The 18,445-nt window shown below is 64.1% G+C and carries 16 protein-coding genes; 4 read left to right on the forward strand and 12 right to left on the reverse strand.

Features of this window, described 5'->3' with window-relative positions; translation table 11 throughout:
• Positions 1–115 precede the first annotated feature (115 nt).
• The 9 genes from RFM68_RS30535 to RFM68_RS30575 form a co-directional block, all read right to left on the reverse strand.
• Positions 116–601 carry an ester cyclase gene (locus RFM68_RS30535; protein WP_320236694.1) on the reverse strand — a complete coding sequence of 162 codons (486 nt, stop codon included), beginning with the start codon at positions 599–601 and terminating at the stop codon, positions 116–118.
• Positions 602–647: 46 nt separating this feature from the next.
• Positions 648–2,075, reverse strand: coding sequence for a gamma-aminobutyraldehyde dehydrogenase (locus RFM68_RS30540; protein ID WP_320236695.1), 1,428 nt, complete (start codon positions 2,073–2,075; stop codon positions 648–650).
• Between the two features lie 103 nt (positions 2,076–2,178).
• Positions 2,179–2,994 carry an ABC transporter permease gene (locus RFM68_RS30545; RefSeq protein WP_320236696.1) on the reverse strand — a complete coding sequence of 272 codons (816 nt, stop codon included), beginning with the start codon at positions 2,992–2,994 and terminating at the stop codon, positions 2,179–2,181.
• A complete protein-coding gene (locus RFM68_RS30550; RefSeq protein ID WP_320236697.1) occupies positions 2,984–3,949 on the reverse strand; it encodes an ABC transporter permease in 966 nt (321 codons plus the stop codon). Before RFM68_RS30550 ends, RFM68_RS30545 begins: the two co-directional genes overlap by 11 nt.
• Before the next feature lie 220 nt (positions 3,950–4,169).
• Positions 4,170–5,168, reverse strand: a complete 999-nt coding sequence (locus tag RFM68_RS30555) for an ABC transporter ATP-binding protein (RefSeq protein ID WP_320236698.1) — start codon at positions 5,166–5,168, stop codon at positions 4,170–4,172.
• Between the two features lie 146 nt (positions 5,169–5,314).
• Positions 5,315–6,469: an ABC transporter substrate-binding protein gene (locus tag RFM68_RS30560; protein WP_320236699.1), complete on the reverse strand. Its 1,155-nt coding sequence runs from the start codon at positions 6,467–6,469 to the stop codon at positions 5,315–5,317.
• Positions 6,470–6,675: 206 nt separating this feature from the next.
• Positions 6,676–7,587, reverse strand: a complete 912-nt coding sequence (locus tag RFM68_RS30565; protein ID WP_320236700.1) for a LysR family transcriptional regulator — start codon at positions 7,585–7,587, stop codon at positions 6,676–6,678.
• Positions 7,588–7,652: 65 nt separating this feature from the next.
• The gene (locus RFM68_RS30570) at positions 7,653–7,907 is read right to left on the reverse strand and encodes a hypothetical protein (protein ID WP_320236701.1); all 255 of its coding nucleotides are present in this window, start codon (positions 7,905–7,907) and stop codon (positions 7,653–7,655) included.
• Between the two features lie 87 nt (positions 7,908–7,994).
• Complete coding sequence (locus RFM68_RS30575; RefSeq protein WP_320236702.1) at positions 7,995–8,756, reverse strand: DeoR/GlpR family DNA-binding transcription regulator; 762 nt, start codon at positions 8,754–8,756, stop codon at positions 7,995–7,997.
• Positions 8,757–9,144: 388 nt separating this feature from the next.
• Between RFM68_RS30575 and RFM68_RS30580 the strand changes: the two genes are divergently transcribed.
• Together RFM68_RS30580 and RFM68_RS30585 are read left to right on the forward strand one after the other, a co-directional pair.
• On the forward strand, positions 9,145–10,029 hold the full coding sequence (locus tag RFM68_RS30580) for a phosphotransferase (RefSeq protein WP_320236703.1): 885 nt from the start codon (positions 9,145–9,147) through the stop codon (positions 10,027–10,029).
• Complete coding sequence (locus RFM68_RS30585) at positions 10,026–12,479, forward strand: GcvT family protein (protein ID WP_320236704.1); 2,454 nt, start codon at positions 10,026–10,028, stop codon at positions 12,477–12,479. The genes RFM68_RS30580 and RFM68_RS30585 overlap by 4 nt, the downstream gene beginning before the upstream one ends.
• Positions 12,480–12,486: 7 nt before the next feature.
• Here RFM68_RS30585 and RFM68_RS30590 read toward each other — a convergent pair whose 3' ends face one another.
• On the reverse strand, positions 12,487–13,119 hold the full coding sequence (locus RFM68_RS30590) for a class I SAM-dependent DNA methyltransferase (RefSeq protein ID WP_320236705.1): 633 nt from the start codon (positions 13,117–13,119) through the stop codon (positions 12,487–12,489).
• A gap of 101 nt (positions 13,120–13,220) precedes the next feature.
• Here RFM68_RS30590 and RFM68_RS30595 point away from each other — a divergent pair, with 101 nt between their 5' ends.
• A complete protein-coding gene (locus RFM68_RS30595) occupies positions 13,221–14,120 on the forward strand; it encodes a phosphotransferase (protein ID WP_320236706.1) in 900 nt (299 codons plus the stop codon).
• A gap of 79 nt (positions 14,121–14,199) precedes the next feature.
• Here RFM68_RS30595 and RFM68_RS30600 read toward each other — a convergent pair whose 3' ends face one another.
• On the reverse strand, positions 14,200–15,123 hold the full coding sequence (locus RFM68_RS30600) for a DMT family transporter (protein WP_320236707.1): 924 nt from the start codon (positions 15,121–15,123) through the stop codon (positions 14,200–14,202).
• A gap of 82 nt (positions 15,124–15,205) precedes the next feature.
• Complete coding sequence (locus RFM68_RS30605) at positions 15,206–16,486, reverse strand: amidohydrolase family protein (RefSeq protein WP_320236708.1); 1,281 nt, start codon at positions 16,484–16,486, stop codon at positions 15,206–15,208.
• A 174-nt stretch (positions 16,487–16,660) separates the two neighbouring features.
• Here RFM68_RS30605 and RFM68_RS30610 point away from each other — a divergent pair, with 174 nt between their 5' ends.
• Positions 16,661–18,415, forward strand: coding sequence for an ABC transporter ATP-binding protein (locus tag RFM68_RS30610; RefSeq protein ID WP_320236709.1), 1,755 nt, complete (start codon positions 16,661–16,663; stop codon positions 18,413–18,415).
• Positions 18,416–18,445 lie beyond the last annotated feature (30 nt).

Here is an 18,445-nt window from a genome sequence, read left to right on the forward strand (position 1 = left end):
CCGGCTGCTGGTGCCGCTTCGGCCGTCGTCTCCCTGTCAAGAGCGGTGCCTGTCATCGATCCTTTGGGTCACTTCTCCCCGTGAACGGCGTTTACGGGGAGAAGTGAACCTGTGGTTACATCAGGCCAAGCTGTTTGTAGAAGCCGAGCGCGTCGTAATAGTCGCTCTGCGTCGCGATCTTGCCGTCCTTGATGGAGAACATGGAGGCGCCGGTGAAGGAGAACTTCTTGCCGGTCGCGGCCGTGCCATCGGCCCAGGCTCCAGTGTTGGTTCCGGAAAACTCCCATTCGAAGGAAACGCGGTCGCCCTCGACCACCGGCTTGCCCTTCATCGTCCACACCGCGTCGGGAACAGCCTTCAGGAAGTTGTCGATGACGCCGGTCTTTGCGGCCTCCCTGCCCGTGACCGGTTTGCCGACCGAAGCGTCATAATAGGTGACGTCGTCGGCGAAGTAGCCGGCGGCCTTGGCTGAGTCATGCGCATTCCAGGCGGCGACATAGGCTTCGACCACCGATTGCGCGGTATCGGCGGCGAAGGTTGGCGCTATGGCCAATAGTGTGGCGGCGATGGCCACGGATGTCAGAAACTGGCGGCGATGCATGGCTTTGTTCCTCCTTGGTTGAATGCTTGCGTCCTTTCAAATGGCGCTACCCGTGCGCCACCATCACGTGGCGAACGGCCGTGTAATCCTCCAGCGCGTAGAGCGACATGTCCTTGCCGTAGCCGGACTGCTTGAGGCCGCCATGCGGCATCTCGTTGGTCAACATGAAGTGCGTGTTGATCCAGGTGCAGCCATATTGCAGGCGGGCGGCCGTCGCCATGGCGCGCGAGACGTCCCTGGTCCAGACCGACGAGGCAAGGCCGTAATCGCTGTCATTCGCCCAGTTCACAGCTTCGTCGACTTCCGAGAAGCGGGTTATCGAGACGACCGGGCCGAAGACTTCGCGGCGCACGATCTCGTCCTCCTGCAGCGCGCCGGCGACGACCGTCGGCTGATAATAGAAGCCGGAGCCCTCGCCCGGCTTGCCGCCGGTGGTGATCTCGATGTGCTTCAGTTCCGAGGCGCGTTCGACGAAGCTCGACACGCGGTCGCGCTGGCGGCGCGAGATCAACGGTCCGATCTCGTTCTCGGTATCGTCCGGCTGATTGTACTTGATGGTCGAGACCGCCGACGAGAGATCGGCGACGAGCTTGTCGTAGATCTTCTTGCCGGCATAGATGCGGCAGGCGGCGGTGCAGTCCTGACCGGCATTGTAATAGCCGAAGGCACGCAATCCGTTGACCACGGCGCCGAGGTCGGCGTCGTCGAAGACGATGACCGGCGCCTTGCCGCCGAGTTCCAGATGGGTGCGCTTGACCGACTTGGCGGCCGCCTGCAGCACCTTTTTGCCGGTGGCGACGTCGCCGGTGATCGAGATCATGTTGACCTTGGGGTGGTTGATCAGCGTGTTTCCGACGCTGTCGCCACGGCCGAGCACGACATTGACGACGCCCTCGGGCAGCACCTCGGCGAGAATTTTCGCCAGCTTCAGCGCGGTCAGCGGCGTCTGCTCCGACGGCTTGAAGACAACCGTGTTGCCGCCGCCGATCGCCGGCGCCAGCTTCCAGGCCATCATCATCAGCGGATAGTTCCAGGGCGCGATCGAGGCGACGATGCCGATCGGGTCGCGCCGCACCATCGAGGTGTGGCCCGGAATATATTCGCCGGCGACCTGGCCGGGCATCGACCGCACCGCGCCGGCGAAGAACCGGTAGCAGTCGATGATCGCCGGGATCTCGTCGTTGAGCACCGCGTTGATCGGCTTGCCGCAATTCAGCGCCTCGAGCGCCGCGAACTCCTTGGCCTCGGCCTCGATGCGGTCGGCAATCTTCAACAGATAGCCCGAGCGCTGCGCCGGCGTCGTGCGCGACCAACCGACGAACCCTTGTTCGGCGGCACTGACAGCCGCCTCGATCTGCGCCGGGCTCGCTTCCGGCAGGTTGAGGATCGTCGCCCCGGTCTTCGGATTGAGGATAGGCTCCTCGGTCTCGGTGCCCTTCTCGAATTTCGAGCCGATCAGCATCTGAGTGTCCATTGGATTCTCCCTGAACAGGAGCGAATAGTGAGCAGGGAGTAGCGAATAGGGTTTGAGTGTCGATCTCCCCTATTCGCTATTCGCTACTCCCTATTCGCTGTTTTCATTTCCCACTCCCCGCGATCTGGTCGCCGTCGCGGGTCAGGTAATAGGCAAAGAGGATCGGCAGCAGCGTCACCAGCACGACGACCATGGCCACGACATTGGTGACCGGGCGCTGGCGCGGGCGGATCAGTTCCTCCAGCATCCAGATCGGCACCGTCTGCTGCTGGCCGGCGGTGAAGGTGGTGACGATGACCTCGTCGAAGGACAGCGCGAAAGCGAGCATGCCGCCGGCGAGAAGCGCGGTTGCGATGTTGGGCAGCACGACATGCCGGAAGGTCTGAAAACCATCGGCGCCGAGATCCATCGAGGCCTCGATCATCGAGCCGGACGTGCGGCGGAAACGGGCGACGGCGTTGTTGTAGACGACGACCACGCAGAAGGTGGCGTGGCCGAGCACGATCGTCCAGAAAGAGAACGGGATGTCAGCGAGCGCGAAGGCTGAGCGCAGCGCAATACCGGTGATGATGCCGGGCAGCGCGATCGGCAGGATGACCAGCAGCGAGATGGCCTCGCGGCCGAAGAAGCGGGTCTGCGAGACGGCAGCGGCGCAGAGCGTGCCGAGCACCAGCGCGATCGCCGTCGAGATCGCGGCGACGCGCACCGACAACGACAGCGCCTCCCAGACGTCCGGGCGGTTCCAGGTGACGGCGAACCATTGCGTGGTCAGCCCGGGCGGCGGCCAGACGAAACTCTTCTCCTCCGTGGTGAAGGCATAGACGAAGATCAGCAGGATCGGCAGATGCAGGAAGAGCAGGCCGCAGGCGGCGGCGATCTTCAGACCGAGCGGAGCACGTTGGCCGCGGTCAGAGCGCATCGAAGGCCCCCATGCGCTTGGCGCCCCAGAGGTAGAAGCCCATGATGACGATGGGCACCACGGTGAAGGCGGCGGCCAAAGGGATATTGCCGGCGGTGCCCTGCTGCGAGTAGACGGCCTGGCCGATGAACAGGCGCGATGTACCGATGATCTGCGGGATGATGTAGTCGCCCAGCGTCAGCGAGAAGGTGAAGATCGAGCCGGCGACGATGCCTGGCAGCGCCAGCGGGAACAGCACGTTGCGGAAGGTCTGGCCGGGCGAGGCGCCGAGATCGGACGAGGCCTCGACCAGGTTGCTGGGCACGCGCTCGAGTGCTGCCTGAACGGGGAGGATCATGAACGGCAGCCAGACATAGACGAAGACGATGAAAGTGCCGGTGAAGGAGACGGACAGCGAGTTGCCGCCGACGATCGGCAGCGACAGCCAGGCGTCGAGCAACCAAAGCAGGTTGAGCTTGGCGAGCAGCCAGGTGAGGATGCCTTCCTTGGCCAGGATCAGCTTCCAGGCGTAGATCTTGACCAGGTAGCTCGACCACAGCGGCAGCATGACGCCGAGATAGAACAGCGCCTTCCAGCGCCCGCGTGCGTAGCGCGCCGCGTAATAGGCGATGGGGAAGGCCACGATCGCCGAGGCGAGTGTGACGAGCGCCGCCATCGTCACCGTGCGCAGGATGATGTCGAGGTTGGCGGCCTGGAAGAGGTCGCCATAGGTCTTCAGCGTGAACTGGCGATTGATGAGGCCGGAAAACTCGTCGATCGAGAAGAAGCTCTGCGCCAAGAGCGCGAACAGCGAGCCGATATAGACGATGCCGAGCCACAGCACCGGCGGCAGCAGCATCAGGAACAGCAGGAATTTCGGGCGCCGCCAGAAGAGATCGGAGAGCGCGCCACGTATGCCGCCGCTGCCCGGCAGAATGGCGGGGGCGGGATTGGAGTTGAGCGCGGCGATGGTCATGAGGCCGCTCTGTCTTCGCGCAGCTCATGGGAAAGGCCGCGATCCTTCGCGCCCCCCTCTGTCCTGCCGGACATCTCCCCCTCTAGGGGGGAGATCAGCAGCTTGTCTGCCTCGCCAGCTCTGCAGCGTTGGAGATTGAAGAGGCCAGCGACAGCCAATCTCCCCCCTTGAGGGGGAGATGTCCGGCAGGACAGAGGGGGGCGCCGCGCGCAAGCCTTCGTCATGCCTGTTCATCCATCAGATGCAGGCTCTCGCGATTGAAGGTGAGCATGACGGTCTCACCCTCGACGGGCAGGGCGGTACCCGCCGGCACAACCGCGTGCAGCGTCAACCCATCGGCATCGAGCGCCAGCCTCGTCGTCGCGCCGAGATAATTGGTCCCGACAAGCCGCGCGGCAACGCCGTCGCCATTCGCCTCGCGCGCAACACGGATGGATTCAGGTCTGAGGCTCCCCCAGCGGTGCTGGCCGGAATAGCGCTGGACGAAATCCGGCGGCAGCACGTTGGACGAGCCGACGAAATCGGCGACGAAGCGCGTGTTCGGGCGCTGGTAGATGTCCTCCGGCGTGCCGACCTGCATGATCTTGCCGTCGTTGAAGACGGCGACCCGGTCGGCCATGGAAAGCGCCTCGCCCTGGTCATGAGTGACGAAGACGAAGGTAATGCCGAGCGCCTTCTGCAGCGACTTCAGTTCCTCCTGCATGTTCTCGCGCAGCTTGAGGTCGAGCGCGCCGAGCGGCTCGTCGAGCAGCAGCACCTTGGGCTGGTTGACCAGCGCGCGGGCGAGCGCGACGCGCTGGCGCTGGCCGCCGGAGAGCTGGCCGGGGCGACGCGTGCCATAGCCCGGCAGACGCACCAGCGACAGCGCCTCCTCCGCCGCTTTCAGCCGTTCGGCCTTGCCGACGCCCTTGACCATCAGGCCATAGGCGACGTTGTCGAGCACGTTGAGATGCGGGAACAGCGCATAGTCCTGGAAGACGGTGTTGACGTTGCGGCGATAGGGCGGAACGCCTTCGGCGCGCTCGCCGAAGATCGAGATCGATCCGGCCGTCGGCTGCTCGAAGCCGGCGATCAACCTGAGGCACGTCGTCTTGCCGGAACCGGACGGCCCGAGCATGGCGAAGAACTCGCCCGCCGCGATGTCGAGATCGACCGCGTCGACGGCGCGCACGCTGCCGAAATGGCGCGAGACTTGTTTGAAGGAAACGGCAGAGGTCATGGGCCTGTCTATCTGTTGCCGGATCTGAGGAAGGCGAGTTTCGCACGCCGCCCTACCTCCCCCTTGGGGGAGGTCGCGGCGAAGCCGCGGGCGGGGGTCCCGACGCTATGCGTCGACCCTCCCCACAAGGGGGAGGTTAAGGCAAATCACCGGCCGCCGATGACGCCGATATAGTCCGACACCCAGCGGTAATAGGGCACGCACTGGTTGTTCTGGCTGGCGCATTTGGTCACCGGCGTCTTCCAGAACTTGATCTTGTCGAAATTGTCGTAGCCGTTGGTCTTGCAGCCTTCGTCGGTCAGAAGCTCATTGCCCTTGCAGGCGGCGGGCACCACCGGCAGCGAGCCGAACCAGGCCGAGACGTCGCCCTGGACCTTTGGCGACAAGGAATGCTCGAGCCACATATAGGCGCAGTTCGGATGCGTGGCGTCGGCTTCCATCATGGTGGTGTCGGCCCAGCCGGTGACGCCTTCTTCCGGCACGGTCGAAGCGACCGGCTTCTTGGCGGCGACCAGCGTGTTCACCTGATAAGGCCACGAGCCGGAAGCGACGACGCCCTCGTTCTGGAAGTCGTCGACCTGGATCGCGGCATCATGCCAGTAGCGGCCGACCAGCGTGCGCTGCGTGCGCAAGAGATCGAGCGCCGCCTTGTACTGGTCCTCGTTGAGCTCGTAGGGGTCCTTGATGCCGAGTTCCGGCTTGTGGAACATCAGATAATTGGCGGCGTCGGCAATGTGGATCGGGCCATCATAGGCCTGGACGCGGCCCTTGTTCGACTTGCCGTCGGGCAGCTTCATTTCCTCGAAGACGACGTTCCAGCTCTTGGGCGCGTCCTTGAAGACGTCGGTGTTGTACATCAGGATGTTCGGGCCCCACTGATAGGGAACGCCGTAATGCACCTTGTCGACGGTGAACCAGGGCGCGTCCTTCAGGCGGTCGTCAACAGTCTTCCAGCTCGGGATGAGATCGGTGTTGATCGGCTGCACGCGCTTGCCGGCGACGAGGCGCAGCGAAGCATCGCCCGAAGCCGTGACCAGGTCGAAGCCGCCCTCGTTCATCAGCGAGACCATCTCGTCCGAGGTGTTGGCGGTCTTGACGTTGACCTTGCAGCCGCTTTCCTTCTCGAAGGCGGTCACCCAGTCATAACCCTTGTCGGTTTCGCCGCGCTCGATATAGCCCGGCCAGGCGACGATGTTGACCTCGCCCTCGCCCTTGCCGAGTTCCTTGACCTGGGCCATCGCCTGACCCGTAAAGGTCAGCGCCACAGTCAATGCCGTGCACGACTTCAGGAATGCATTCATCGTCGATCTCCCATTTTGGCGCATGACCCCGAAACCGCTCCGGTTTTCGGAAAGGATCATGCGCAAACTCAAAATGTCAGGGCTCACTTTGCCCTGACGGCAGCGCTCTGTCGGCGCGGCTTCGGTCCCTGGGTGAAATTGCTGTGAAAAATCCGGTTTCGCAAATTCATTTATCAGAAAGCCGATATCGGTTTTTCCGATAGATATCAAAGCCGCTGGCGGACCATGCGCTGCGATTGCGCGAGGCCGATGAAATCACGCGCCGACTGCGGCAGACTGGAGCCGCGGCGCCAGACCATGCCGACCTGAACCACCGGCAGCGAGCCGGAAATGTCGCGGGATTCGATGCGGTCGCCTTCCAGCGACCAGGGTCGGTAGACGAGGTCGGGCAGGAGCGCCACGCCAGCGCCCGTGGCGACCAGGCTGCGCACGGCCTCGACCGAGCGGGTGCGGAAGGCGACATGCGGCCTGGCGCCGATCGCCGACAGCAACTTGCCGGTGTTCTCCTCGATCTCGTCGACGGTGAGCATGATCAGCGGCTCGGACGCGATATCGCCGATGCCGATGATGTCGGCGCTGGCGAGCCTGTGGCTGAGCGGGATCCACAAGCGATAGGCCGAGACTTCGAGGATTTCCGACTGCAGCGCGGTGCGGTCGCGAAGGTTCGACGTGACCATGACGGCGATATCGAGCTTGCCGCCGACCAGAAGGTGCTCGAGATAGTCGCCATTGTCCTCGATGGCCGAGACCTCGACGCCCGGATAGCCGCGGCGGTAGCGGGCGAGGAGATCGGACAGCACATAGCCGGCGACCAGCGAGGTGACGCCGAGCTGCAGGCGGCCGCCGGCCACGGCCAGTTCGCTGGAGAAGGAACGGCGCGCGTCAGAGACATCGGCCAGGATCTTGGTCGCGTGGCGCAAGAACTGGTGGCCCTTATGGGTGATGTTCAGCCCACGCGGATGCCGCTCGAAGAGCTCGACGCCGAGATCGCTCTCCAGTTCCTTGATTGCCTCGGTGACCGAGGACTGCGAGATCGACAGGTTTTGCGCGGCGCCCGACACGGTGCCCTGCTCGGCGACGGCGACGAAGAACTGCAATTGGCGGATGGTGAAAGCCATGGCCGGACTAAACACCGGCGCGCGCGGGAAAGAAAGCCGGCGCAGCCGACTTGCGCCGGCGGCTTTTATCCTCCTGCCGGTCTGACGCGACGCCAGTGTGAGCGCAGCGCAACGAGAAACGCGACTTCCAGCGCCAGCACGATGGCCATGATGCGAAACGCCACCGTGGGCAGATCGTGGACGCCGCCGCGCATCGCATAGCCGGCGAGAAGGAAGCCGGCGTTCCACAGCATTGCGCCAAGCAGGGTGGCTAAAGCGAAAGGCACAGCCGGAAGCCGCAAGGCGCCGGCGGCGATCGGCAGATGGCGCGCCTCATGCACAATATCGCCTTCGCGGTATCCGGCGGCGCCATGGCCGGGTCGCGGCGCATCAGTCGCTGGTTTTCGGCTAGCTTCTTGTTTCTTGGGTCAGGCCGTCGCAATGGTCAAGCGCGCGCCGGCCTCACTCAGCGCGGCGGCGACGTCGCGCGGCGGCGGCCGGTCGGTGACAAGTTCGGAAAAACCGTCGAAGCCGCAGACCCGGACCAGGCCCTGGCGGCCGAACTTGGTATGATCGGTGATGACCAGGGAGCGCTGGCCGCGCGACAGCACCATGCGGGCGAATTCCGCCTCGTCCAGGTCGTAGTCGGTCAGGCCGGCGGCGGCATCGACGGCGCCGATCGAGATCACCGCGTGATCGACCGAAAATCGGCTGACGAACTCGATTGCCGAAATGCCGAAAGCCGCGCCTGAATCGCTGCGCAGCTCGCCGCCCGCCATATAGACCTTGTTGCCGTTCACCGTCGCCAGCGTGCGGGCGATGTCGGAGGAATTGGTGACCACCGTCAGCCGGCGGTGCCCCAGCAGCTCTCGCGCCAGGAAGGACGTGGTCGTGCCGGTGTCGAGCATGATCGCCTCGCCATCGCGGATGGTGGCCGCGACCATTTTGGCGATCAGGCGCTTGGCTTCGGCATTCTCGCGCATGCGCCGCTCGAACGGCGCCTCGCCCATCGAGGCAAGGCCTACGGCGCCGTGCATCTTCAGCACGGAGCCGTCATCGGCGAGCGGCTTGACGTCGCGCCGCACCGTTTCCAGCGACACGCCCAGCCGTTCGGCGAGGCTGGCTATGGTGATCGTGCCTTGCTCGTTGAGGAGCCGCAGGATTTCGCCATGCCGTTTCGAATGGATCATGTGGATGTCCGCGGATTTTGACCGAATTTAAGGCTTTGACAACGCTTTGAAAGGAGTTGCTTATATTTTCGGGCAAAACACCCAAAAAAGGTCACAGCTTTTAATTGACAGCGCGGCCACACCAGCATGAGAGTGAACACAAGTGACAGGCTCGGAACTGCTATGGGAGTGTGATGGCAGAGCCGCAACCTGGTAACCAGACCGTCTGGAATCAGCCAGACGCGAGCTTTTATCGAATCCGCGGGGGCGGATGCCGGGATACTAAACCTGGCCAAGGGGCTCGTCGGTGCGGTGCGGGATACCGATCCTGGCGTCTCGCACCGACGAGACTTTTTTGTTTTTTCCTGCCGTTGTTTTCCGGAGGACCGGCTGAAGCCGGAGCGAAACCGTGAGTGCCGAAGACCGTATCCGCGCCCTGCCGTGCTGGAGCGGCGGCATCGAGATCGAGCCGCTGCCGGGCGGCCTCAGCAACGCCAACTATGTCGTCACCGACGCCGCCGGGCGGCACGTCGTGCGTTTCGGCCAGGACTTCCCGTTCCACCATGTCTTTCGCGAGCGCGAGGTGATGACGGCGCGGGCCGCGCATGCCGCGGGCCTGGCGCCGGCCGTGCATTATTCCGAGCCGGGCATATTGGTGACGGAGTTTCTCGGCGCAAGGACCTTTGTCGCCGAGGACGTACGCGCCAATCTCGGCCGCGTGGCTACGCTGCTGCGCTCGTTCCATCGCGAGATGCCGAACTATGTCTCCGGCGCCGGCTTCATGTTCTGGGTGTTCCACGTCATCCGCGACTACGCGCGCACGCTGGACGAAGGCGGCAGCCGCAAGAAGGACCAGTTGCCGCGTTATCTTTCGCTCGCGAATGAGCTCGAGCGGGCGCAGAAGCTCTTGCCGATCGTCTTCGGCCACAACGATCTTTTGCCGGCTAATATCCTCGACGACGGCAAGCGATTGTGGCTGATCGACTTCGAATATGCCGGCTTCAATACGGCGATGTTCGACCTCGCCGGGGTCTCCTCCAATGCCGGCATGAGCAACGACGAGTCCTTCGCCTTCATGACCGCGTATTTCATGAAGGAACCGGACAACGAAATCCGCCGCTCGCATGCCGCCATGCAATGCGCCTCGCTGCTGCGCGAGGCGATGTGGAGCATGGTCTCCGAGCTCTATCTCGACGCGCCCGGCATCGACTATGTCGCCTATACCGAGGAGAACCTCGTGCGACTCGATGCGGCGCTGGAGAACTACCGGACGAAATACGGACCAAAATCATGACCCTGCCCAGCCATGCCGAAATCGTCGTCATCGGCGGCGGCATCATCGGCTGTTCCACAGCCTATCATCTGGCGCGCGACCACAAGGCCAATGTGGCGCTGCTCGAACAGGGCAAGCTGACCTCGGGCTCGACCTGGCACGCGGCCGGGTTGGTCGGGCAGTTGCGCTCGTCGGCCTCGATCACGCGCGTGCTCAAATATTCGGTCGAACTCTACAAGGGCCTCGAGGCCGAGACTGGCCTGGCGACCGGCTGGAAGATGACCGGCTGTCTGCGGCTGGCGACGAACGCCGACCGCTGGACCGAGTTCAAACGGCTGGCGACGACGGCCAAGAGCTTCGGCATGGACATGCAGCTTCTGTCGCCGACGGAAGTGAAGCGCATGTGGCCACTGATGGAGACCGGCGATCTGGTCGGCGCCTCGTGGCTGCCGACCGACGGACAGGCAAGCCCCTCCGACATCGCCCAGTCGCTCGCCAGGGGCGCGCGCATGCACGGCGCAAGACTGTTCGAGGACGTGCGCGTCACCGGCTTCGAGATGAAGGACGGCCGCATCACGGCAGTGAAGACAAAAAAAGGCGACATCGCCTGCGACAAGGTGGTGAACTGCGCTGGGCAATGGGCAAGACAGGTCGGCGCTATGGCCGGCATCAATGTGCCGCTGCAGCCGGTGAAGCACCAGTACATCGTCACCGAGAAGATCGAAGGCCTCGCCACCGACGCGCCGACGATCCGCGACCCCGACCGCCGCACCTATTTCAAGGAAGAGGTCGGCGGACTGGTGATGGGCGGCTATGAGCCCGATCCGCAGGCCTGGACGACTGGACTTCCTGGCGGCGATGTCCCGAACGAGTGGGAATTCCGCCTGTTCGACGACGACTACGATCATTTCGAGCAGCATATGACCCAGGCGATCGCGCGAGTTCCCGCCTTGGAAACCGCCGGCGTCAAGCAGATGATCAACGGGCCGGAAAGTTTCACACCGGACGGCAATTTCATCCTCGGCATCGCGCCCGAATGCGCCAACATGTTCGTCGGCGCCGGCTTCAACGCCTTCGGCATCGCGTCCGGCGGCGGCGCCGGCTGGGTGCTGGCGCAATGGGTGGTCGACGGCGAGGCGCCGCTCGATTTGTGGGTGGTCGACATCCGACGCTTCTCCGGCCTGCATCGCGACCGCGACTGGGTCCGCGACCGCACGCTGGAAGCCTATGGCAAGCACTACACGATCGGCTTCCCGCATGAGGAGTATCTCTCCGGCCGGCCGCGCATCGTCTCGCCACTCTACGAACGGCTGAAGACGCACCGAGCGGTGTTCGGCTCCAAGCTTGGCTGGGAACGGCCGAACTGGTTCGCGCCCGACGGCACAACCGCCGAAGACGTCTATTCGATGGGCCGGCAGAACTGGTTCGGCCCGGTCGGCGACGAGCACCGGCATGTGCGCGAAAAGGTCGGCATCTTCGACCAGTCCTCCTTCGCCAAATATGAGCTGGCCGGCGCCGATGCGCTGAAGGCGCTCGATTGGGTATGCGCCAACGACGTCAACAAGCCGGTCGGGCGGCTTACCTACACGCAGCTTCTCAACACGCGCGGCGGCATCGAGGCGGACCTCACCGTGTCGCGGCTCGGCGAGGACCGGTTCTATATCGTCACCGGCACCGGCTTCCGCACGCATGATCTGTCCTGGATCGGCGATCATATCGGCCCCGGCCTCGATGCGAGGCTGAAGGACGTCACGGAAGAGTACGGCACGCTGTCGCTGATGGGCCCACGCGCCCGCGACGTGCTGGCGACGGTGACGGACGCCGATGTCTCGAACGCCGCCTTCCCCTTCGGCCATGCGCGCGAGATCGCAATTGCCGGCCACACCGTAAAGGCGTTGCGCGTCACCTATGCCGGCGAGCTCGGCTGGGAACTGCATGTGCCGATCGCCGCCACCGGCGAGGTTTTCGATGCGCTGATGGCGGCGGGCAAGGCACATGACATTCGCCCGGTCGGCTACCGGGCGTTGGAATCGCTCCGATTGGAGAAGGGCTATCGCGCCTGGGGTTCCGACATCACACCGAACGACACGCCGCTGGAGGCGGGGCTCGGCTGGGCGGTGAAGCTTCGCAAGAACACCGACTTCGTCGGACGCAAAGCGCTGGAGAAAGCGAGCGGCAACCCGCTGGCGAAACGCTTTGCCGGCTTCACTGTGGACGCCCCGGAGGCCGTGCTGGTCGGACGCGAGACGATCCTGCGCAATGGCGAGCCCGTCGGCTACCTCGCCAGCGGCGGCTACGGCTACATGGTGGGCAAGAACATCGGCTACGGCTATGTGCGCAATGCCGACGGCGTCAGCGACGATTTCCTCGTCTCGGGCGATTATGAGCTTGTGGTGGCGATGGAGCGCACGCCGGCCAGGATCCATCTCGAACCGATGTACGACCCGGCCGGGACGAAGATAAAGGCCTGATCCACGGTCAGCTGACGCGCAGCACAAGCCCTCTGCTTGGCACGGTATCGGTTTCGCCGGGCATCGAGGCATAGGGCGATGTTTCCTCGACACGCACCAGCGTGCCCCGCGCTTCAAGCGCGGCGATGCGCTCGGCGAAGCCGGCATACCAAAGCGTGTTCTTGACCGTCAGCACGATGACGCCACCGGAACGGCAAATGCGGATCAACTCATCCAGGCCCTCGACCCCGACATGGCCGGAGGTGAAGACGCCTGCCGAAATAATCCCTGCATAGGCGCCGTCGGCGAAGGGCAGTGTGTCGCCCATCGCCAGGCGATGCAGCGCCGTGTAGACGCCCTTGGCGCCAGCCTTGTCCAGCATGCCTTGCGAGATGTCGAGCGCCTCGACCTGCGGGTAGCCGGTGATGGCGAGCCATTCGCCGATCAGGCCCGTGCCGGCGCCGGCGTCGAGCAGGGGTTCGGCGCCGCGCGGCAGGTGCCGGGCAAGCAGCGCCAGGCAGATCGTCGGATGGCGATAGCCGGCCGCCGACATATCGGCGTCGTAGGTGCCCGCCCAGCTGTCATAGATCGCGGCGACTTCCTCCGGCCGCTTCGCCGCATAAGCGGCGCCCAGCGCGCTGTTGTGCTTGCCGTCTGCCATTGCCGCTCCCGACGCCCGATTCTCGTTCAACGGATGATAGCCAAGCAGCTAAAATTGTGGAACCGTCAGAACGACAACAATGGCGTGAAGGGGGACACGACATGACCGACGAGCTGCGGGCGGCGCTGGCGGCTGTTCCGGTGCTGGCAGACTATGATGGACCGCTGGAACGGCTCGGCGGCCTGACCAACATGGTCTACCGGGCCGGGGAAGTCTGCCTGCGCATTCCCGGAAAGGGCACGGAAGAATATATCAACCGCGCCAACGAGGCGGTTGCGGCGCGCGAAGCGGCCAAGGCCGGCGTCAGTCCCGAAGTGATTTATGCCGATCCTGTAACCGGCTGGATGGCGACGCGTTTCATCGCCGGCGCCGAGACGATGTCGCCTCAGAAATTCAAGGCAAGGCCGGGCAGTCCGGCGCGGGCGGCCCAGGCCTTCCGAAAACTGCATTCCTCCGACGCGGTGTTTCCCTTCCGCTTCGAACTGTTCGCGATGATCGACGACTATCTCAAGGTTTTGTCGACCAAGGACGTGGCGCTGCCCGCCGGCTATCACGACGTGGTGCGCGAGGCAGGCGCGGTGCGCGCCGCCCTTGCCGCGCACCCTATCCAGCTTGCCGCCTGCCATTGCGATCCGCTGTGCGAAAACTTCCTCGATACGGGCGAGCGGATGTGGATCGTCGACTGGGAATATTCCGGCATGAACGATCCGCTGTGGGATCTCGGCGACCTCTCGGTCGAGGGCAAGTTCGATACAGGCCAGGACGAGGAACTGATGCGGGCCTATTTCGGTGGCGAGGCGCGACCGGCCGAACGCGGCCGCGTCGTCATCTACAAGGCGATGTGCGACCTCTTATGGACGCTGTGGGGCCTGATCCAGCTCGCAAGCGACAATCCGGTCGACGATTTCCGCGCCTATGCCGACGGCCGCTTCGCCCGCTGCAAGGCACTGATGGAGACGGCGGAATTTTCACGCTACCTTGCGGCCGTGCGCGCGGGTTAGGCACCGGAAAGCTGAGCCGATTTTTTGTTTTCACGCAATTCTGGATAGAAAACCGCTATGCACTTTTCCTGGAATTGCCCTAGTTCACGCCCTTCGGCACGTTCTCCGGCGGCACCACGGTCTCCACCACCTTCTGACGGTGGAAGATGAACAGGCCGGCAAGCACGACAATCGCCGAGCCTACCAGGATGCGCGAGCTCGGCACGTCGCCGAAGAAGGCCAGGCCGAAGACGACCGCCCACAGAAGCAGGCTGTAGTGCAGCGGCGCCAGCGTCGAGGCCGGCGCCAGCTTCAGCGCCCTGGTGATCATCAGATGCGCGGCACAGGAGACGATTCCCAGCAAAAGCATGGCGCCGAAATCGAGGGCGGACGGCGTCCGCCAGGCGCCGATGGTCAGCGCGCCGCCGACCAGCAGCGTGCCGATCGTCTGCCAGGTGACCAAAGTGGTGTCGCTGGTACCGCGCAAACGCCGGTTCAGGATGATGGCGAAGGCGAAGGCGACGCTGCCGATGAGCGCGAAGGCCGAGGACAGCGAGAAGGCCGCCGAGGACGGTTTCAGGATGATCAGCACGCCGCAGAAGCCGACCAGAATCGCCAACCAGCGGCGCCAGCCAACCTTTTCGCCAAGCAGCAGGTGCGACAGCGCCGCGACATAGATCGGGCCGGCCATGTAGAAGCTCATCACATCGGCAAGCGGCAGGTAGACGACAGCAGCGTAGAACAATCCGGTATCCGCGGTGGTCGCCACCACGCGCAAAAACTGCAGCAGCGGCCGTTCCATGTGAAACAGCCTGGCCGTGCCCTGGTTGGCGATCATCGGACCGAGCACGATGAAGGCACCGATCGACCGGATCAGCACCACTTGGCCGACGGAGAAGGAGGTGACCAGCCATTTGCCCATCGCGTCGTTCAGTGCGAACATGAAATCGCCGGCCAGCATCAACAGGATGCCGGCGAGCAACACGTTCCTGATCGTGAAATTGCGCGCAAGGGATTGGGCCATGCCGGCTCCCTAGACGCAAGCAGCCGGTTTGACGAGGGAAATTAGGACAATCGGTAAGACCAGCGGCGGAAATCGGCTGGGTCTAGCTGGACTTGTGACGCCGGTTGACCTGCGCCGGCCTTCCCGCGATCGAAATCCTGGTCTCCTGCCTGGTCCGCTCGGCCACGACCTTGCCCCTGGCGATGACGCAGAGACGTTCGGGGCGCAGGCGCATGGCCTCGATCGCATTGCCGGCATCGAGCACGACGAGGCTCGCCCGCTTGCCCGCCGCCAGGCCAAGATGATCGAGGCCCATGATGGCGGCGTTGACGTTGGTCACCATGTCGAAGCAGCGCGCCATGTCGGCCGCGCTCGACATCTGGGCGACGTGCAGGCCCATGAAGGCGACGTCGAGCATGTCGGCGGTGCCCAGCGAATACCAGGGGTCGAGGACGCAATCCTGGCCCCAGCCGACGCGGATGCCGAGCGCCAGCATCTCCTTCACCCGGGTCAGGCCGCGCCGCTTCGGGAAAGTGTCGTGGCGCCCCTGCAGCATGATGTTGATCAGCGGATTGGGGATAGCCGAAACGCCGGCTTCGGCGATCAGCGGCAAAAGCTTCGAGACGTAATAATTGTCCATGGAGTGCATGGAGGTGAGGTGCGAGCCGGCCACCCTGCCCTGCAGGCCGAGCCGTTGCGTTTCAAAGACCAGCTGCTCGATATGGCGCGACAGCGGATCGTCCGTCTCGTCGCAATGCATGTCGACCATCAGGCCGCGCCCGGCCGCGATCTCGCAAAGCTCCGTCACCGAGCGCGTGCCGTCGGCCATGGTGCGCTCGAAATGCGGGATACCGCCAACGATGTCGACGCCCATATCGAGCGCGCGTATGGTGTTCTCGAGCGCCGTCGGCGAGCGATAGAGGCCGTCCTGCGGAAACGCGACCAGTTGCAGGTCGATATAGGGCGCGACGGTTTTCTTGACATCAAGCAGGGCTTCCACCGCGAGCAACCGGTCGTCGCAGACGTCGACATGCGAGCGGATGGCGAGCAGGCCCATCGACACGGCCCAGTCGCAATAGGCGAGTGCGCGGTCGCGCACCGCCTCATGCGTCAAAAGCGGCTTCAATTCGCCCCAGAGCGCGATGCCTTCGAGCAGCGTGCCCGACGAATTGATGCGCGGGATGCCGTAGGACAGCGTGGCGTCCATGTGGAAATGCGGATCGACAAAGGGCGGCGAGACAAGATCGCCGCGCGCATCGATTTCGGTCGGCGCGGAGCCCGGCAAGTTCGCCTCTATGGCACGGATGATTCCGCCGCTGATGCCGATATCGGCAATCCTGCCGTCGGGCAGCGTGCCGCCGCGCACGATGAGGTCGAAATCCATCCGTCGCCACCCTTCTCAAGAATCGGTTCTCATCGTGGCCGAAAAGACAGCCTGCCGCAGCCTTTTCTTTCACCGGCAGCCGAAAGGTTCCATCGCGCCGCAACTCGCTCTATAAGCCGCCTCTCGCCCTCGTGGCGAATCCGAAATTCTTGCAGCCAGACACAGGATCGGCCGTTGTTTCGCTTCTTCCGCTCAACGGAAAACCAGCGCCTCATCGCGAGGCTGGTGAGGGAATCCTTCCACGAGCATAAATTCGGCTATGGCGCGGCCATAGTGTCGATGCTTGTGGTGGCCGCCATGACGGGCGCCAGCGCCTGGATCCTGCGCGAGATTACCAACGAATTCGTCATCTTCAAGCGGCTCGACCGCGTCAACCTGATCGCGGCCGGGGTCGCGGCGATCTTCCTGCTCAAGGGCTTCGCCGGTTTCGTCCAGGCCTATTTCATGAGCCGGGTCGGCAACGCCATCATCGCCGACCGGCAGCGAAAGATCTACGATCGCATCCTGGCGCAAGGCATCGAGTTCTATCATTCGACTTCATCGGCCGAGCTGATCGCCCGCATGACCAACAATGCGCAGGCCGCGCGCAGTGTGCTCGACCTTGTCGTTACCTCCTATGTGCGCGACCTGGTGACGTTGGTGGTGCTGGTCGGGGTCATGGTCTGGCAGCAGCCGGCGCTGTCGCTGATCTGCTTTGTCGTCGGGCCGGTGGCGATCTACGGCGTCAACCGTATCCTGAAGCGCGTCCGCAAGATCGCGGCGATGGAATTCATCTCGCTCGGCCAGATCGTGCATGTGATGCAGGAAACGGCGATCGGCGTGCGCGTCGTCAAATCCTTCAATCTCGAAGGCGCGATGCGCAAACGCATGCACAAGGCGGTGTCGGACGTCGAAACCCGGGCAAACAACATCGCCACGCTGGAAGCGGCCACCAGCCCGGTGATGGAAACGCTTGCCGGGCTGGCGATTGCCGGCGCCGTACTGGTCAGCGGCCTGCTGGTGTTGCAGGGCGGCCAGATGCCGGGCAACATCATGGCCTTCATCGCGGCGCTGCTGCTCGCCTATGAGCCGGCAAAGCGTCTGGCCCGCGTGCGCATCTCGCTCGAGACGGGCATCGTCGGCGTGCGCATGATGTTCCAGCTCGCCGACAGGCCGCTGACGCTCGCCGAAAAACCCGATGCCAGGCCGCTGCAAGCGGGCCCGGGTGAAATCCGCTTCGACAATGTGAGCTTCGCCTATCCGGAAAGCGCGCCGGTGTTCGAAGACTTCAACCTGACGCTGGCAGCCGGCAAGATGACGGCGCTGGTCGGGCCGTCGGGCAGCGGCAAGTCGACGATCCTGAACCTGATCATGCGCATGTATGACCCGCAGGCCGGCAAGGTGTCGTTCGACGACCAGGACATCTCCTTCGCGACGCTCGATTCGCTCAGGCGCAAGATCGCCTATGTCAGCCAGGACACGTTCCTGTTTGCCGGCACAGTCATGCACAACATCCGCCTCGGCCGCGAGGACGCGTCCGACGAAGAGGTGATCGCCGCCGCCAAGGCCGCCAACGCGCATGAGTTCATCAGCGCCATGACCAAGGGCTACGACACGGAAGTCGGCGAGAACGGCGCCCTACTGTCCGGCGGACAGCGCCAGCGCATCTCGATCGCGCGCGCCATGCTGCGCAATGCCGAGATCCTGCTGCTCGACGAGGCGACCAGCGCGCTCGACGCCGAATCGGAAGCGCTGTTCCGCGATGCGCTGCAGCAGCTGACCGTCGGGCGCACGACGATCGTGATCGCGCACCGGCTGTCGACCGTGCACCAGGCCGACACAATCGTGGTGCTGGAAAAGGGCCAGGTGCTGGAAAGCGGCCCGCACAAGACGCTCCTCAAGCAGGGCGGGCTCTATCAGAAGCTTTATGAATATCAGCTGATGCCGTAGCGCCTTTTCCTTCTCCCCTTGTGGGAGAAG

Origin of the sequence: Mesorhizobium montanum, assembly GCF_033977145.1 — a bacterium.
Classification (GTDB): domain Bacteria; phylum Pseudomonadota; class Alphaproteobacteria; order Rhizobiales; family Rhizobiaceae; genus Mesorhizobium; species Mesorhizobium montanum.

Excerpts from the sequence above, each read along its gene's own strand:
- RFM68_RS30550 (WP_320236697.1), bottom strand. The coding sequence starts at position 3,949 with ATGACCATCGCCGCGCTCAACTCCAATCCCGCCCCCGCCATTCTGCCG.
- RFM68_RS30565 (WP_320236700.1), bottom strand. The coding sequence starts at position 7,587 with ATGGCTTTCACCATCCGCCAATTGCAGTTCTTCGTCGCCGTCGCCGAG.
- RFM68_RS30535 (WP_320236694.1), bottom strand. The coding sequence starts at position 601 with ATGCATCGCCGCCAGTTTCTGACATCCGTGGCCATCGCCGCCACACTA.
- RFM68_RS30605 (WP_320236708.1), bottom strand. The coding sequence starts at position 16,486 with ATGGATTTCGACCTCATCGTGCGCGGCGGCACGCTGCCCGACGGCAGG.
- RFM68_RS30560 (WP_320236699.1), bottom strand. The coding sequence starts at position 6,469 with ATGAATGCATTCCTGAAGTCGTGCACGGCATTGACTGTGGCGCTGACC.
- RFM68_RS30600 (WP_320236707.1), bottom strand. The coding sequence starts at position 15,123 with ATGGCCCAATCCCTTGCGCGCAATTTCACGATCAGGAACGTGTTGCTC.
- RFM68_RS30595 (WP_320236706.1), top strand. The coding sequence starts at position 13,221 with ATGACCGACGAGCTGCGGGCGGCGCTGGCGGCTGTTCCGGTGCTGGCA.
- RFM68_RS30590 (WP_320236705.1), bottom strand. The coding sequence starts at position 13,119 with ATGGCAGACGGCAAGCACAACAGCGCGCTGGGCGCCGCTTATGCGGCG.
- RFM68_RS30585 (WP_320236704.1), top strand. The coding sequence starts at position 10,026 with ATGACCCTGCCCAGCCATGCCGAAATCGTCGTCATCGGCGGCGGCATC.
- RFM68_RS30540 (WP_320236695.1), bottom strand. The coding sequence starts at position 2,075 with ATGGACACTCAGATGCTGATCGGCTCGAAATTCGAGAAGGGCACCGAG.
- RFM68_RS30555 (WP_320236698.1), bottom strand. The coding sequence starts at position 5,168 with ATGACCTCTGCCGTTTCCTTCAAACAAGTCTCGCGCCATTTCGGCAGC.
- RFM68_RS30545 (WP_320236696.1), bottom strand. The coding sequence starts at position 2,994 with ATGCGCTCTGACCGCGGCCAACGTGCTCCGCTCGGTCTGAAGATCGCC.
- RFM68_RS30575 (WP_320236702.1), bottom strand. The coding sequence starts at position 8,756 with ATGATCCATTCGAAACGGCATGGCGAAATCCTGCGGCTCCTCAACGAG.